The organism is Novosphingobium sp. (genome assembly GCF_965214355.1).
Lineage (GTDB): Bacteria > Pseudomonadota > Alphaproteobacteria > Sphingomonadales > Sphingomonadaceae > Novosphingobium.
Genome location: NZ_CBDCBI010000002.1, coordinates 3,495,193 through 3,509,018, shown reverse-complemented (window position 1 = coordinate 3,509,018; position 13,826 = coordinate 3,495,193). Strand labels below are relative to the sequence as shown.

Here is a 13,826-nt window from a genome sequence, read left to right as displayed (position 1 = left end):
AGACGCTGCGGAAAATCCCGGGAAACGGTGCCTGGCACCCGGCATTCCATAGCCAATTCGTGTCCGGCGCGGTCTGCGCGAATCGCGGGGGCAACTCGCTTGCGCACGGGAAACAACGGGAACGGCTGCTCAGCGCTGTGCTGCCCGCACCCAAGCATCCCCCTTATCTTTATATTTTTGAGCAACTTCGGTGGTTGGCGCGCCGTTATCCGTATTTGCGACCCGCTGCGTTGGCGTACAAAATAGCCACGGAAAATGGCTATTCTCCGCATTTTCCCGTAATTTCCCGTTGTCGCCCGGGCCATCCCGATATAAGACCCTGCCACGGGGACGATTTCCTGCCGCATCGCGAGATGAACTGCCGCGACACCGCGTTCGGCAGGGGCGCGGAGCATTGTCCCTCGGGGAGGGTATTTTCGGATGCACAAGCCCGGTCCTGCACCAGGACCCGGCGCTTTACAGTGGGGGCAATCGTGTGACGGGTGGGCCGTCGAAATATTGGGGAAAGGGCTTTTCGCTGCGAGGCGACAAGGGCCGCTTTGTCCTGCCCCCCGATTTCCGCGGAACCGTGCTCGCTGCATCGGGCAACACGCCCATCCTGTGCCTCGATGCCCATGCCAGCCATCGCTGCCTTGTCGGTTTCGGCCTGTCGCGCGCCGACACGTTCGAAGCCATGGTCGCGCATGAAGAGGATATGGCGCTGAAACGCGGCGAGCCGTTCGACAGCGAAGAACGCCTCGGCCAGATCAGCGCTTTTGCAAAAACCAAATTCGACGAATCGGGCCGGTTCATCCTGCCCGATTATCTGGGCGACCATGCCCGGGCGGATAACGGCCTGTATTTCCATGGCGGCAGCACGCATTTCACGATCTGGGCGCCCGATGTGCTGTTTGCGATGGGCCCCGGCTGGGATGGCGCCAAGGCGAATTGCCGCTCGGCAATGGCCGAGGCGGCGAGCCGCAACGTTGTCCGGGGGCGCGGCAAATGACCGCAGGCCACATCCCCGTCCTGCTGCATGAAGTCGTTGCCGCGCTGGCGCCGGCGCCGGGCACGGTCATGGCCGACGGCACTTTCGGCGCGGGTGGCTATACGCTTGCGCTGATCGGTGCGGGCGCGACGGTCCATGCGTTCGATCGCGATCCCGATGCGATCGCCACGGGGCAGGCGCTGGTCGCTTCTGCCGGTGCATCGCTGATCCTGCACCACCGCCGCTTTTCCGAACTGGCCGACACCTTGCGTGAGGCGGGCGTCGGCCTGGTCGATGGCGTCGTGCTCGATATCGGCGTCAGCTCGATGCAGCTCGACCAGGCCGAGCGCGGCTTTGCCTTTTCCACCGACGGCCCGCTCGACATGCGCATGGCGCGCGACGGGACCAGCGCCGCCGATTTCCTCAACACCGCCGACGAGGCGCAGATCGCCGATGTGATCTATCGCTATGGCGAGGAACGCCAGTCGCGCCGGATCGCGCGTGCGGTCGTTGCGGCGCGCCCGGTCACGACCACGCGGCAATTTGCCGATATCGTACGCCGCGCGCTTGGCTGGCACACCGGCGAAAAGAAGGACCCGGCCACGCGCGCGTTCCAGGCGGTGCGGATCCACATCAATGGCGAGCTCGACGAGCTGGCCGCCGGGCTTGCTGCGGCCGAGGCCGTGCTTGCACCCGGCGGGCGGCTGGCGGTGGTGACATTCCACAGCCTGGAAGACCGCATGGTCAAGCACTTCCTGCGCGAAGCATCGGGCATGGTCCCCGGCGGGTCGCGCCATCTGCCGCAGGCGGCGCAGCGTGATGCGCCGGTGTTCGGCAAACCCTCGGCGGCCATCCGCCCGGGGGACGAGGAACTGGCGCGCAATCCGCGCGCGCGTTCCGCCACATTGCGTTGGGCCATCCGCAGCGATGCGCCTCCCCGAAACCAGAACACTCGCAGCATAAGGGATCTTGCGGCATGATGGTCACTGCCCGTCGCCTGCGTTCGATCGGATGGATGGCCACGCTGGTCGTCTGTGTCGCGCTGGTCATGATCCTGGCGTTTCGCGTCAACGCGCTGCGCAGCCAGGTGCACATGTCGCAGGCCAGAATCATCGCGCTGAAAGCCGAGACGATGTATCTGGAGACCGAATTCGAAACCCGCGCCAACCAGCAGCAGCTGAAAACGTGGAACGATGTCGAATTCGGCTATGCCGCACCGATCGCCTCGCAATACCTGGACAACGAACGCCAGCTGGCCTCGTATGCCAAGCCGGTCGAACCCGATGCGCCCGCGCCGATCCGCGTGGCCAGCGCCGACGATGGCGTGGTTGCAGCCGCCGCGTTCCCCGCGATGGTGTCACCGATGACCGGGCAGCCGGTAAGCGCGACGAGCGAAACTGCGACACCGGCCGATACCGTGCCCCGGTTGACGAAAGTTGCCGCCGTTACGGTTGCGGGCACGGGGGCCGTCGCAGGACTGGCCGGCCTGGGCGAGCGGCTCGGCGCGGTGCATCATGCCGGCCGCGTGACGAAGCCTGCAAAAGCGGGCGCCAAATCCGGAAAGCTTGCTGGCAAGAAGCCCGCCGGCAGCAAGATCAAAGCCGCCGCGAAAGGCGCCAAAGCCCCCTCGCGAGCGTTTGCGGCAAAGCTCGTGCGGCCAAAGGAGCGCCTGGCCAGTGCTGATCCGCGCCGCCACGCGCTGTCGCCCGGGAGATCGGGCACGCCGCTGATCAAACTGGCTCTGAGGGACGCAAAGACCGCCAAGTGAACGCTTACAGCCCCGCCCCCAGACCCGGCCCCAGGCCCGATCTTCGCGCCACGCCGGGTTTTGCCGGCCCTTGCGTGCCGAGCGCCGCGACGATCAGCGGAACCCGCCATCCGGGGCGCCGCCATCTGGCGAATGTGCGGCTGCTGTCGCTGCAGACGGCAAAGCTGCGGCTGTTGTGGGTCGTGCTGGGCTTCGTGTTCTTTACGCTGACCGCGTTCGTGCGCATCGCCCAGCTGGGCTATGCCGCGCAAGGTCCCGACCATGGCGCCGCCGGCGATGCGCTGGTGCCGCCTCGCGCCGAAATCACCGATCGCAACGGCGTGCCGCTGGCGCGCGCATTTCCGGCCTATTCGTTGTGGTTCAACCCCAAGGCGCTCGGCGCCAAGGGCCTGCCGCTGGTCAAGACGCCGGAAGAGGTCGCGCACGCACTTGCGCTGATATTTCCCGACGAAGACTATGGCGATCTGCTGGCCAAGCTGAAAGCGGGCAATCCGACATATCTGCGCCGGCGCGTCCTGCCCGAACAGGCCAACAAGGTGCACGCGCTGGGCGAACCCGCGCTGGAATTCCCGCGCGAAACCCAGCGCTTCTATCCGCAGGGCTCGCTTGCCGCGCACGTGCTGGGCTACATCGATGAAGACGGCAAAGGCAAGCTGGGCATGGAACAAGTGCTCAATGCGCGGCTGATCGACCCGGCGCACCGCGCCGAGCCGGTGGCACTGTCGATCGATTCGCGCGCGCAGGGCGCGATGGAGGATGAACTGTCGCGCGGCATGCTCGAAACGCATGCGAAGGGCGCGGCAGGGATCATCCTCGATGTCGATACCGGCGAAGTCATCGCGATGGCCTCGCTGCCCAGTTTCGATCCCAATCGCGGCGATCTGGTGCGCAATGCGCTGGCGTTCAACCGCGCGTCGAACCAGGTCTATGAGCTGGGATCGACGTTCAAGCCGTTCACGATCGCATCGGCGATCGACGCCGGGGTCGTGACCGACATGGCGGTGCGTTACCCCGCGACACCGTTAAAGATCGACGGGTACACGATCCACGACAGTCATGCGTTCGGGGCGTCGCTCAATGTGCCCGAGGCGCTGATCCATTCGTCGAACATCGTTACTGCGGAAGTGTCCGACAAGCTGGGCGGGCAGCGGTTGCGCAACACGATGATCGCGCTGCACATGAACGCGCGTCCCACGATCGAGCTGCCGGCAAAGGGCTTTCCGATCTGGCCCAAAGGCGAATGGCCGCGGTTGCGCACGATGACGGTCAGCTTCGGCCACGGCATCGCGGTAACACCGCTGCATCTTGCGGCAGGCTATGCCGCGCTCGTCAATGGCGGGATCTGGCGGCCGACGACGCTGTACAAGGTGGATCCCGCGCATGCGCCTGCCGGGCAACGCGTGTTCCAGGCCTCGACCAGCGCGCGCATGCGGCAGTTGCTGCGCCTGATCGTCGTCGACGGGACGGGGCGCAAGGCCGAGGCTTCGGGCTTTCGCGTCGGGGGCAAGACCGGTTCGGCCGAAATCGCCGGCGGCCATGGTGCGGGGTACAAGAACAAGACCGCGATCATCGCGACGTTTGCCGCCGCGTTTCCGATGGACCACCCGCGTTACGTCGTGATCGCGATGCTCGACGAGCCCAAGGCGACGCAAAGCACATCGGGCCAGCGCACCGCCGCATGGAACACTGCGCCGATCGTCAGCCGCGTGGTCGCGCGCACCGGGCCGTTGCTGGGTGTGGTGCCCGACGCAAAACGCGATGTCGACGTGTCTGACCTGACGCCGCTCGTGGCCAGTGGAGAAGGCGAATGAAACTGGCCGGGCTGATCAGCGCCGCTGGTCTTGCCAGCGTTGCGCCGGATGCAAATGTCACCGGGTTTGCGATCGACCATCGCAAGGTGGCGCCGGGCACGGTATTTGGCGCGTTTGCGGGCACGCGCGTCAATGGCGAGGATTACATTCCCGCCGCGATTGCCGCAGGCGCCGTGGCGATCGTGGCGCGGCCCGAGGCGATCGTCGACGGCGCGGTGCATATCGCATCTGACGAACCGCGCCGCACGTTTGCGCGCATCGCCGCGCAGTTCTTCACCCCGGTGCCCGAAACGATCGTTGCAGTGACCGGCACCAACGGCAAGACGTCGACGGTCGAAATGACGCGGCAGTTGTGGCGCATGGCCGGCCACCGCTCCGCCTCGATCGGCACGCTGGGCGTGACGACCGCGGATGAAAGCGTCTCGACCGGGCTGACCACACCCGACATCGTGACGTTCCTGGCCAATGTGTCGGGGCTGGCGCGCGAGGGGATCAGCCATCTTGCCTATGAGGCATCCAGCCACGGGCTCGACCAGTATCGCAACGACGGGCTGCCGGTGGTGGCTGGCGCGTTCACCAATCTGTCGCGCGATCATCTCGATTATCACCTGACATTCGGTGCCTATTTCGCGGCCAAGATGCGGCTGTTCGATGACGTGGTGCGCAAGGGCGGCGCGGCGGTGATCTGGGCCGATGACGAATGGTCGGGCCGTGCGATCGAGCATGCGCGCGCGCGCGGGCTGACATTGGTAACGGTGGGCACGGCGGGCGAAACGATCCGGCTGATGACCCGGACGCCGACATTGCTCGGGCAAACACTGACATGCGAACACGCCGGACGAACGCGCACGTTCACGCTGCCGCTGATCGGCGCGTACCAGGCGGCCAATGCCCTGGTGGCGGCGGGTCTGGTGCTGGCCACAGGCGGCGACGGCGACCGCACGTTCGAGGCACTGGCCCGGTTGCAGCCGGTGCGCGGACGCCTGGAGCGTGCGGCGATCAACGCGGCGGGTGCGCCGGTCTATGTCGATTATGCGCATACCCCTGACGCGCTGATCGCTGCGTGCGATGCCTTGCGGCCGCATGTAAAAGGCCGGCTGATCCTGGTGTTTGGCGCCGGTGGTGATCGCGACACGGGCAAGCGTGCGCCGATGGGGGCGGCTGCGGTGGCGGGCGCCGACGTCGTGATCGTGACCGATGACAATCCGCGCGGCGAAGATCCGGCCGCGATCCGCGCCGAAGTCATGGCGGGGTGCAATGGCGAGGCGCGCGACATCGCCGACCGGCGCACCGCAGTCACGGTCGCAATCGCCGAGGCCAAAGCCGGCGACATCGTGCTGATCGCGGGCAAGGGACACGAACAGGGCCAGATCATCGGGCGCGGCGAGGCGACACGCGTGCTGCCGTTCGACGATGTGGCGGTTGCGCGGGAGTGTACGGCATGAACGCAATTCTGGAATGGCCGGTCGAAGACGACGATGCGATCGGCACCGCGCTGTGGATTGCCGCACAGATCGCCGAGGCGACCGGCGGTGTGGCCGGCGGCGGCGATTTCGCGGTGGCCGGCGCTGCGACCGACAGTCGCGAGGTGATGGAAGGCGACCTGTTCATCGCGCTGACCGGTGAAGCCGCCGATGGCCACCGGTTTGTCGAAGGCGCGGTGGCCAGGGGTGCGAGCGGCGTGCTGGTCGATCGCGCCGTTGCCCATGCGCATGTTTGTGTCGGCGATACATCTGCGGCGCTCGATGCGCTGGGCCGAGCGGCGCGCGCGCGGCTGAATGCGGAGGCGCGGGTCATCGGCGTCACCGGTTCTGCGGGCAAGACCGGCGTCAAAGAGGCCCTGTATGCCGCGCTCGACCGGTCGAGCCGGGGGCAGGCGCATCGTTCGGTGAAGAGTTTCAACAACCATGTCGGCGTACCGCTGAGCCTGGCGCGGATGCCTGCGCGCACGCGGTTCGGCATATTCGAAATGGGCATGAACCACGCCGGTGAACTGTCCGCGCTGACCCGGCTGGTTCGCCCGCATGTCGCTGTGGTGACGACGATCGCACCCGCACACATCGGCCATTTCGCCGACGAAGCCGCGATTGCGCAGGCCAAGGCGGAAATTTTCGAGGGGTTGGAGCCCGGCGGCATCGCGATCGTCCCTGCAGACAGCCCGCATGCGCAGCTGCTGGCCGGCGTGGCGCGGGACCATGGCGCGCGCGTGATCCTGTTCGGCACGGCGGCCACCGCCGATGTCCGGCTGATCGACGCATTGCCCACCGCCGATGGCGGTACGCTGGTGACGGCCGAGTTTGGCGAAAGCACCGGCAGCCCGCGCAAGCTGTGCTATACCATTTCGCAGCCGGGCGCGCATTGGGCGGTCAATTCGCTGGCGGTGATGGCAGCGGTTGCGGCGGTCGGCGGCGATCTGGGCGCGGCGGGGCTGGCCCTGGCCGAATTGCCCGATCTGGCCGGGCGCGGCGCGCGCCACCCGATTGTCGTGCATGGCGGCGACGGAACAGGCCATGCGCTGCTGATCGATGAAAGCTACAACGCCAATCCGGCCTCGATGCTGGCGACGATCACGCAACTGGGCGCGACGCCCGCGCGCCGGAGAATGGCCGTGCTGGGCGCGATGAAGGAACTGGGCGAGGGCGGCGATGGTTATCATGCGGGCCTTGCCGCGCCGCTGGTTGCAGCTGGCGTGACGCGCGCCCTGCTGGTTGGCGCAGAAATGGCGCCATTGGCCGCTGCTTTGGGGACAATCGACCTCACTACGCTTGCCGCACCGATTGCATTCGTCCACGTGCCCGGCGCCGCGCAGGCAGCCGCGATCCTGGACTCAGCGGACTGGGCTCCGCAAGGTGGCGACGCGATCCTGATCAAGGGGTCGAATTCGGTCGGGCTGTCTGCGCTGGTCAAGGCGCTGGTGGCGGCCCGTGCAGACACAGACGGGCCGCACACCACGGCCGGGGGCGATTGAATGCTGTATATTATCGCGCGCTATTTTCATTTCGAGGGCGCGGCCAATCTTATCCGGTATCAGTCGTTCCGTTCGGGCGCGGCGCTGATGACCGCGCTGGTGATCGGTCTGCTGATCGGGCCGCGCTTCATCGTCATGTTGCGCAGCCGGCAGGGCAAAGGCCAGCCGATTCGCGCCGATGGCCCGCAGACGCACCTCGCCAAGCGCGGCACGCCGACGATGGGCGGGCTGATGATCGTGATTTCGCTGTCGATCGCGCTGCTGCTGTGGATGGATCTGGGCAGCCGTTATGTCTGGGCCTGCCTGGTCGTCACGCTGGGCTTTGGCCTGATCGGGTTCCTCGACGATTACGACAAGGTGACCAAGAACGCGCACAAGGGCGTTTCGGCCAAATTGCGCCTGGCAGGTGAATTTGCGGTTGCCGGGATCGCGGTCGCGCTGGTGTGCACCCAGACCAACCTGTACGTCCCGGTGTTCAGCAACATGTATATCCCGCTGGGGCCGTTCTATTATCTGTTTGCCGCCTTCGTCATCGTCGGCGCGGGCAATGCGGTCAATCTGACCGACGGGCTCGACGGGCTGGCGACGATGCCGGTGATCATTGCGGCGGGCACGTTTGCGATCATCGCCTATCTGGCGGGCCGCGCCGACTATGCGCATTACCTCGGTATTCCGCATGTGCCGCAGGCCGGCGAACTGGCGATTTTCTGTGCGGGCGTGATGGGTGCGGGGCTGGCGTTCCTGTGGTTCAATGCGCCGCCGGCCGCGGTGTTCATGGGCGATACCGGCAGCCTGGCGCTGGGCGGCACGCTGGGCGTGATCGCGGTTTCGGTGCATCACGAGATCGTGCTGGGCATCGTCGGCGGGCTGTTCGTGATGGAGGCGGTGTCGGTGATCGTGCAGGTCTTCGTCTACAAGCGCACCGGCAAGCGCGTGTTTCGCATGGCGCCGATCCACCACCATTTCGAACAGCTCGGCTGGCAGGAATCGACCGTCGTGATCCGCTTCTGGATCGTGTCGATCGTGCTGGCGCTGCTGGGCCTTGCCACGTTGAAAGTGAGGTAAGCCGCACTCTCATGCTGACCTCTACGCGCTTTGCCGGCCAACGCTTTGCGGTGCTGGGTCTTGCCCGTTCGGGGCTGACCAGCGTGGCCAGCCTGGTCGCGGGGGGCGCGGAGGTGACGGCGTGGGACGCGCGCGAGGATGCGCGCGACAAAGTGGCGGATGTGGCGACTGTTGCGGACCCGCTGACGATCGACCTGGCCGGGTTTGCCGGCGTGGTCGTGTCGCCCGGCGTGCCGCTGAACCGTCATCCGATCGCCGCGCATGCCGCAGCGTTCGGTGTGCCGGTGATTGGCGATATCGAACTGCTGGCGCAGATCCGCGCCGATCTGCCGCCGCACCGCGTGGTCGGGATCACCGGCACCAATGGCAAATCGACCACGACCGCGCTGGTCCACCATCTGTGCCGGGCGGCGGGCCTGCCGGTGCGGATGGGCGGCAATATCGGCCTGCCGGTGCTGGGCGAAGATGCATTGCCGCCAGGCGGCGTCTATGTGCTCGAACTGTCGAGCTATCAGATCGACCTGACGCGGTCGCTTGCCTGCGATATCGCCGTGCTGATCAATGTCAGCCCCGATCATCTGGATCGGTATGACGGGTTCGATGCCTATGCCGCATCGAAAGAACGGCTGTTTACGATGCAGTCTGCCGGTCAGCGCGCGATTTTCGGGCAAGGCGATCCGGTGACACGGGCAATTGCGACACGTATCGCCGCGCAGCGCGCAGGCGAAGTCACGATTGCCGCGCCCGATGCGCTGCCGGGTCAAGCCGACTGGCCATCGCTGCAAGGCCCGCACAATCTGGAAAACGCGGCCATCGCGGTCGCCGTCGCCCAGGCGCTGGGTATTGACGAAGACGTCTGGCGCCCGGCGCTCGCCAGCTTTGTCGGGCTGCCGCACCGGATGGAGCGTGTGGCCCTGGCCGACGGCGTGCTGTTCATCAACGACAGCAAGGCAACCAATCCGGCGTCGACGGCGCCCGCGCTGGCGGCTTATCCGCGCGTCCACTGGATCTGCGGCGGATTGCCCAAGACCGATACGCTGGGCGAATGTGCGCCCGCATTCGGTCATGTCGTCGGCGCTTATGTCATCGGCGAGGCGGGACCGCTGTTCGCCGAACTGCTGGGCCCATACATGCCGGTCGTGCGCAGCGAGATGCTGTGCGATGCGGTGCGCCAGGCGATGATCGCCGCGCAACCGGGCGATGTGGTGATGCTGTCGCCGGCTTGCGCCAGTTTCGACCAGTTCCGCGATTTCGAGGCGCGCGGCGATGCCTTTCGCCAGATCGTCACGATGCTGATTGCCGATCGCGATGCGGCCTGCCCGCCGCTGCCCAATTCCGAGGGAATGACCTGATGGCCAGTACCGCGATCACCAGCCGCCCGATGCCGGTCCAGACGCGCGACGGGGGCGTGCGCGTGATCGGCCGCGCCAATCGCTATCGTCGCAGCCGGCGCAGCGAACTGGTGATCTGGTGGCGCGAGATCGATCGCGTGCTGCTGGGCCTGGTGATGGTCCTGGTGGTGATCGGCGCGATTGCGGTCGCCGCCGCGTCGCCGGCCAGTTCGCACCGGCTGTCCACCGGCGCGAAATCGCTGGGCGATCTGCATTTCTTCTGGCTGCATCTGCGCTGGCTGGCGGTCGGGCTCATCACGATGTTCCTGGCCTCGCTGTTGCCAAAGGAAACCGCGCGGCGGCTGGCGATCGTGCTGGCGGCGGCGATGATTTTCGGACTGATCCTGGTGCCGATCCTGGGCACCGAAGTGAAAGGCGCGCGGCGCTGGCTCAATCTGGGGATCAGCCTGCAACCGTCGGAATTTCTCAAACCCGGGTTTGCGATTGCGCTCGCGTGGATTTTGTCGTGGCGGGTGCGCGATCCGAAAATCCCGGTGATGGGCATTTCGATCGGGGTCATGCTGCTGGTCGGTGCGCTGTTGATGGTGCAGCCCGATTTCGGGTCGACCGTGCTGTTTTTGGGGGTGTGGTTCGTGCTGGTGCTGCTGTCGGGCCTGTCGGTCAAGCGGATCGCCATGGCGCTGGGCATGGGCATTACGGTGCTGGTGCTCGCCTATCTGTTCTATCCCAATGCGACACACCGCATCGATTCGTTCATCTGGGGCGGCAGCGAATTCGATCAGGTCGATCTGGCCATGCGCACGTTGCTCAATGGCGGCTGGGGTGGCACCGGGCTGTGGCTGGGCACGCGCAAGATGGCGCTGCCCGAGGCGCATACCGACTATATCTTTTCGGTGATCGGCGAGGAATTCGGGCTGATCATGTGCGGTGTGATCGTGCTGCTGTATTGCGCGATCGTGATGCGCGTGCTGCTGCGGCTGCTCGATGAAGACGATCTGTTCACGGTGCTGGCCTCGGCCGGGCTGACCGCGCAGCTGGCGGGGCAGGCGTTCATCAACATCCTGGTCAATCTGCAGCTGTTTCCGTCGAAAGGCATGACGCTGCCGCTGATCAGCTATGGCGGGTCGTCGACGATCGCGTTGTTGCTGGGTGTCGGGTTCCTGCTCGCCATAACGCGGCGCAACCCCTATCTGTCGCGCGAGACGTTCGACCCGAAAGACCGCGCCCCCCGGGAACGCGCGCCCAAGGGTCGGACCCGCAAGGCTCCCAAGCCTGACGATTCTGGGGATTCGGCCGCGCCATGAGTTCAGCATCACACCACTACGTCCTGGCCGCCGGGGGCACCGGCGGGCACATGATCCCCGCCTTTGCGCTGGCGACCGAGCTGGAACGGCGTGGCCATCATGTCGCGCTCGTTACCGATGAACGCGGCGCGCGTATCCCGGGCAAGCCCGATTTCTGCCCCGCGCATGTGCTGCCAGCCGGGCGGCTGACCAAAAACCCGCTCAGTTGGGCCAAGGGCCTGCGCGGAATCTGGCAGGGTCGCGCGATGGCGCTGCGTCTGTTCGAAAGCTTTCAACCGTCGTGCGTGATCGGGTTCGGCGGCTATCCCGCCTTGCCCGCGCTGCTCGCTGCGCAATCGGCGCATATTCCGACGGTGATCCACGAACAGAATGCGGTGCTGGGCCGGGTCAACCGCCTGCTCGCACGCCGGGTCGATGCGATTGCCACCGCCTATCGCGAAGTCGGGCGGATGAACCCCAAATGGCTGGGCAAAGTCCATCTGGTCGGCAATCCGGTCCGCGCCGAAGTGCTGGCATTGCGCAAGGAGCCGTTTCCGCCGCTGGGCGAACACGGGTTGTTGCGTGTGCTCGTCACCGGCGGCAGCCAGGGCGCGTCGATCCTGGCCGAGGTCGTGCCCGATGGCCTGGCGATGCTGCCGCCCGCGCTCCGCCACCGGCTGCAGGTCACCCAGCAGTGCCGGCCTGAAGATATCGCGACAGTGCGTGCGCGCTATGCCGCGCACCAGATCCCGGCGGAACTGGGCACATATTTCGAGGATATGGATGTGCGGCTGGCGGAGACGCATCTGTTCATCGGGCGCGCGGGGGCCTCGACAATTGCCGAGCTGACTGCGGTGGGCCGCCCGGGCATTCTGGTACCGCTGCCGATCGCGACCGACGATCATCAGGCGGCCAATGCGGTCGAACTGGTGCGTGCCGGCGGCGCGCGCGCGATCCGCCAGCCCGGCTTCCTGCCCAAGGAACTGGCCAAGCAGGTCCAGGCGATCGCGCTGGCCCCCGATGCGCTGGCGCATGCGGCGCATGCTGCGTGGAACTGCGGTTTTCCCGACGCGGTCAGCGATCTGGCCGATCTGGTCGAAAGCTTTGGCGGTGCGCCGGTCATGGATGTGATCCGCATGCAGACTGCGCCGGCGCGGACGACATTCGCGCCATCGAGGGTTTCGCAATGAAGGGCGTCGGCATCGATATCGGCACGATCCATTTCGTCGGCATCGGCGGGATCGGCATGTCGGGCATTGCCGAAGTCATGCACAACATGGGTTACCGCGTGCAGGGGTCCGACATGGCCGACAGCTATGTCGTCGAAGGGCTGCGCGCGCGCGGCATTGCGGTGATGATCGGGCAGAACGCGGCCAATATCACCGGCACATCGGTCGTCGTCACGTCGACTGCGGTCAAGCGCGACAATCCCGAGGTCGTCGCCGCACTCGACCAGCGTATCCCCGTGGTGCGCCGCGCCGAAATGCTGGCCGAACTTATGCGCCTGAAAAACACCGTCGCGGTGGCGGGCACGCATGGCAAGACGACGACGACCTCGATGGTCGCCTGCCTGCTCGATGCCGGCGGAATCGATCCGACCGTGATCAACGGCGGGATCATCAATTCCTACGGGTCGAACGCGCGGCTGGGCGACAGCAACTGGATGGTGGTCGAGGCCGACGAAAGCGATGGCTCGTTCCTGCGGCTCGACGGCACGATCGCGATCGTCACCAATATCGATCCCGAACACCTCGACCATTACGGCAGCTTTGATCGCGTCAAATCGGCGTTCGTCGAATTCATCGAAAACGTTCCGTTCTATGGCGCGGCGATGCTGTGCATCGATCATCCGGTGGTTCAGGCGATCATCCCGATGGTGCGCGACCGCCGCGTGATCACGTACGGGTTTTCGGCGCAGGCCGACGTGCGCGGCGAAGCGGTGACCCCGGTACCGGGCGGCAACCGGTTTACCGTGGTCCTGCGCCAGCGCGACGGCGAGTTTCACCGGATCGAGGACGTGTTCCTGCCGATGTCGGGGCGGCACAATGTCCAGAACGCGCTGGCCGCGATCGCGGTGGCGGTCGAAATGGGCGTGAGCGAAGAGGTCATTCGCGGCGGGTTCGCCACCTTCGCCGGGGTCAAGCGGCGCTTTACCAAAGTCGGCGAGATCGCGTTCGACGGCGGCGTGACGACCGTGATCGACGATTACGGCCATCATCCGGTCGAAATCCGCGCAGTGCTCGCCGCCGCGCGCGAGGGCGCGCGCGGGCGGGTGATCGCGGTGGTGCAGCCGCACAGGTTCACCCGGTTGCGCGATCACATGGAAGACTTCCAGGGCGCATTCAACGATGCCGACGTGGTCTATGCCGCCCCGGTTTACGCAGCGGGTGAAATGCCGATCGACGGCGTCGATTCTGCCGTGCTGGTCGAAGGGATCAAGGCGCGCGGGCATCGCAGCGCGCATGGCATCGCGGGCGCCGACGCGCTGGCGGCGGACCTCGCCGGGCTGTTGCGTGCCGATGATATCGTGGTGTGCCTGGGCGCGGGGGATATCACCCGCTGGGCGGCGGGGCTGGCCGACGCCGTGCGGCGCGAGCTGGAAGCGGCGTGAC

Annotated in this window: 11 protein-coding genes; all 11 read left to right on the top strand. The window is 66.3% G+C overall.

Going from position 1 to position 13,826, the window contains the following annotated elements:
* Window positions 1-475 precede the first annotated feature (475 nt).
* The 11 genes from ACOOE2_RS16135 (at window position 476) to murC (ending at window position 13,825) form a co-directional block, all read left to right on the top strand.
* Window positions 476-988 carry a division/cell wall cluster transcriptional repressor MraZ gene (locus tag ACOOE2_RS16135; RefSeq protein WP_420384013.1) on the top strand — a complete coding sequence of 171 codons (513 nt, stop codon included), beginning with the start codon at window positions 476-478 and terminating at the stop codon, window positions 986-988.
* The gene (gene rsmH / locus ACOOE2_RS16130; protein ID WP_420384012.1) at window positions 985-1,947 is read left to right on the top strand and encodes a 16S rRNA (cytosine(1402)-N(4))-methyltransferase RsmH; all 963 of its coding nucleotides are present in this window, start codon (window positions 985-987) and stop codon (window positions 1,945-1,947) included. The genes ACOOE2_RS16135 and rsmH overlap by 4 nt, the downstream gene beginning before the upstream one ends.
* Window positions 1,944-2,735 (top strand): hypothetical protein, encoded by a 792-nt coding sequence (locus ACOOE2_RS16125; protein WP_420384011.1) that lies wholly within the window; start codon window positions 1,944-1,946, stop codon window positions 2,733-2,735. Before rsmH ends, ACOOE2_RS16125 begins: the two co-directional genes overlap by 4 nt.
* A gap of 74 nt (window positions 2,736-2,809) precedes the next feature.
* Window positions 2,810-4,546 (top strand): peptidoglycan D,D-transpeptidase FtsI family protein, encoded by a 1,737-nt coding sequence (locus ACOOE2_RS16120; RefSeq protein ID WP_420384627.1) that lies wholly within the window; start codon window positions 2,810-2,812, stop codon window positions 4,544-4,546.
* The gene (locus tag ACOOE2_RS16115) at window positions 4,543-5,991 is read left to right on the top strand and encodes a UDP-N-acetylmuramoyl-L-alanyl-D-glutamate--2,6-diaminopimelate ligase (protein ID WP_420384010.1); all 1,449 of its coding nucleotides are present in this window, start codon (window positions 4,543-4,545) and stop codon (window positions 5,989-5,991) included. The genes ACOOE2_RS16120 and ACOOE2_RS16115 overlap by 4 nt, the downstream gene beginning before the upstream one ends.
* Window positions 5,988-7,514, top strand: coding sequence for a UDP-N-acetylmuramoyl-tripeptide--D-alanyl-D-alanine ligase (locus tag ACOOE2_RS16110; RefSeq protein WP_420384009.1), 1,527 nt, complete (start codon window positions 5,988-5,990; stop codon window positions 7,512-7,514). Before ACOOE2_RS16115 ends, ACOOE2_RS16110 begins: the two co-directional genes overlap by 4 nt.
* On the top strand, window positions 7,515-8,579 hold the full coding sequence (gene mraY / locus ACOOE2_RS16105) for a phospho-N-acetylmuramoyl-pentapeptide-transferase (RefSeq protein WP_420384008.1): 1,065 nt from the start codon (window positions 7,515-7,517) through the stop codon (window positions 8,577-8,579).
* An 11-nt stretch (window positions 8,580-8,590) separates the two neighbouring features.
* The gene (murD, locus tag ACOOE2_RS16100; RefSeq protein WP_420384007.1) at window positions 8,591-9,931 is read left to right on the top strand and encodes a UDP-N-acetylmuramoyl-L-alanine--D-glutamate ligase; all 1,341 of its coding nucleotides are present in this window, start codon (window positions 8,591-8,593) and stop codon (window positions 9,929-9,931) included.
* 29 nt (window positions 9,932-9,960) lie between these two features.
* Entirely contained in the window at window positions 9,961-11,235 is a 1,275-nt protein-coding gene (locus ACOOE2_RS16095; protein ID WP_420384626.1) for an FtsW/RodA/SpoVE family cell cycle protein, read from the top strand.
* On the top strand, window positions 11,232-12,404 hold the full coding sequence (gene murG / locus ACOOE2_RS16090; RefSeq protein ID WP_420384006.1) for an undecaprenyldiphospho-muramoylpentapeptide beta-N-acetylglucosaminyltransferase: 1,173 nt from the start codon (window positions 11,232-11,234) through the stop codon (window positions 12,402-12,404). Before ACOOE2_RS16095 ends, murG begins: the two co-directional genes overlap by 4 nt.
* Window positions 12,401-13,825 (top strand): UDP-N-acetylmuramate--L-alanine ligase, encoded by a 1,425-nt coding sequence (gene murC / locus ACOOE2_RS16085; RefSeq protein WP_420384005.1) that lies wholly within the window; start codon window positions 12,401-12,403, stop codon window positions 13,823-13,825. Before murG ends, murC begins: the two co-directional genes overlap by 4 nt.
* Window position 13,826: the final 1 nt, after the last annotated feature.

Bases quoted from the DNA above. Each gene is read 5' to 3' on its own strand.
- rsmH (WP_420384012.1), top strand. From the start codon at position 985: ATGACCGCAGGCCACATCCCCGTCCTGCTGCATGAAGTCGTTGCCGCG.
- ACOOE2_RS16125 (WP_420384011.1), top strand. From the start codon at position 1,944: ATGATGGTCACTGCCCGTCGCCTGCGTTCGATCGGATGGATGGCCACG.
- ACOOE2_RS16115 (WP_420384010.1), top strand. From the start codon at position 4,543: ATGAAACTGGCCGGGCTGATCAGCGCCGCTGGTCTTGCCAGCGTTGCG.
- ACOOE2_RS16110 (WP_420384009.1), top strand. From the start codon at position 5,988: ATGAACGCAATTCTGGAATGGCCGGTCGAAGACGACGATGCGATCGGC.
- mraY (WP_420384008.1), top strand. From the start codon at position 7,515: ATGCTGTATATTATCGCGCGCTATTTTCATTTCGAGGGCGCGGCCAAT.
- murD (WP_420384007.1), top strand. From the start codon at position 8,591: ATGCTGACCTCTACGCGCTTTGCCGGCCAACGCTTTGCGGTGCTGGGT.
- ACOOE2_RS16095 (WP_420384626.1), top strand. From the start codon at position 9,961: ATGCCGGTCCAGACGCGCGACGGGGGCGTGCGCGTGATCGGCCGCGCC.
- murG (WP_420384006.1), top strand. From the start codon at position 11,232: ATGAGTTCAGCATCACACCACTACGTCCTGGCCGCCGGGGGCACCGGC.
- murC (WP_420384005.1), top strand. From the start codon at position 12,401: ATGAAGGGCGTCGGCATCGATATCGGCACGATCCATTTCGTCGGCATC.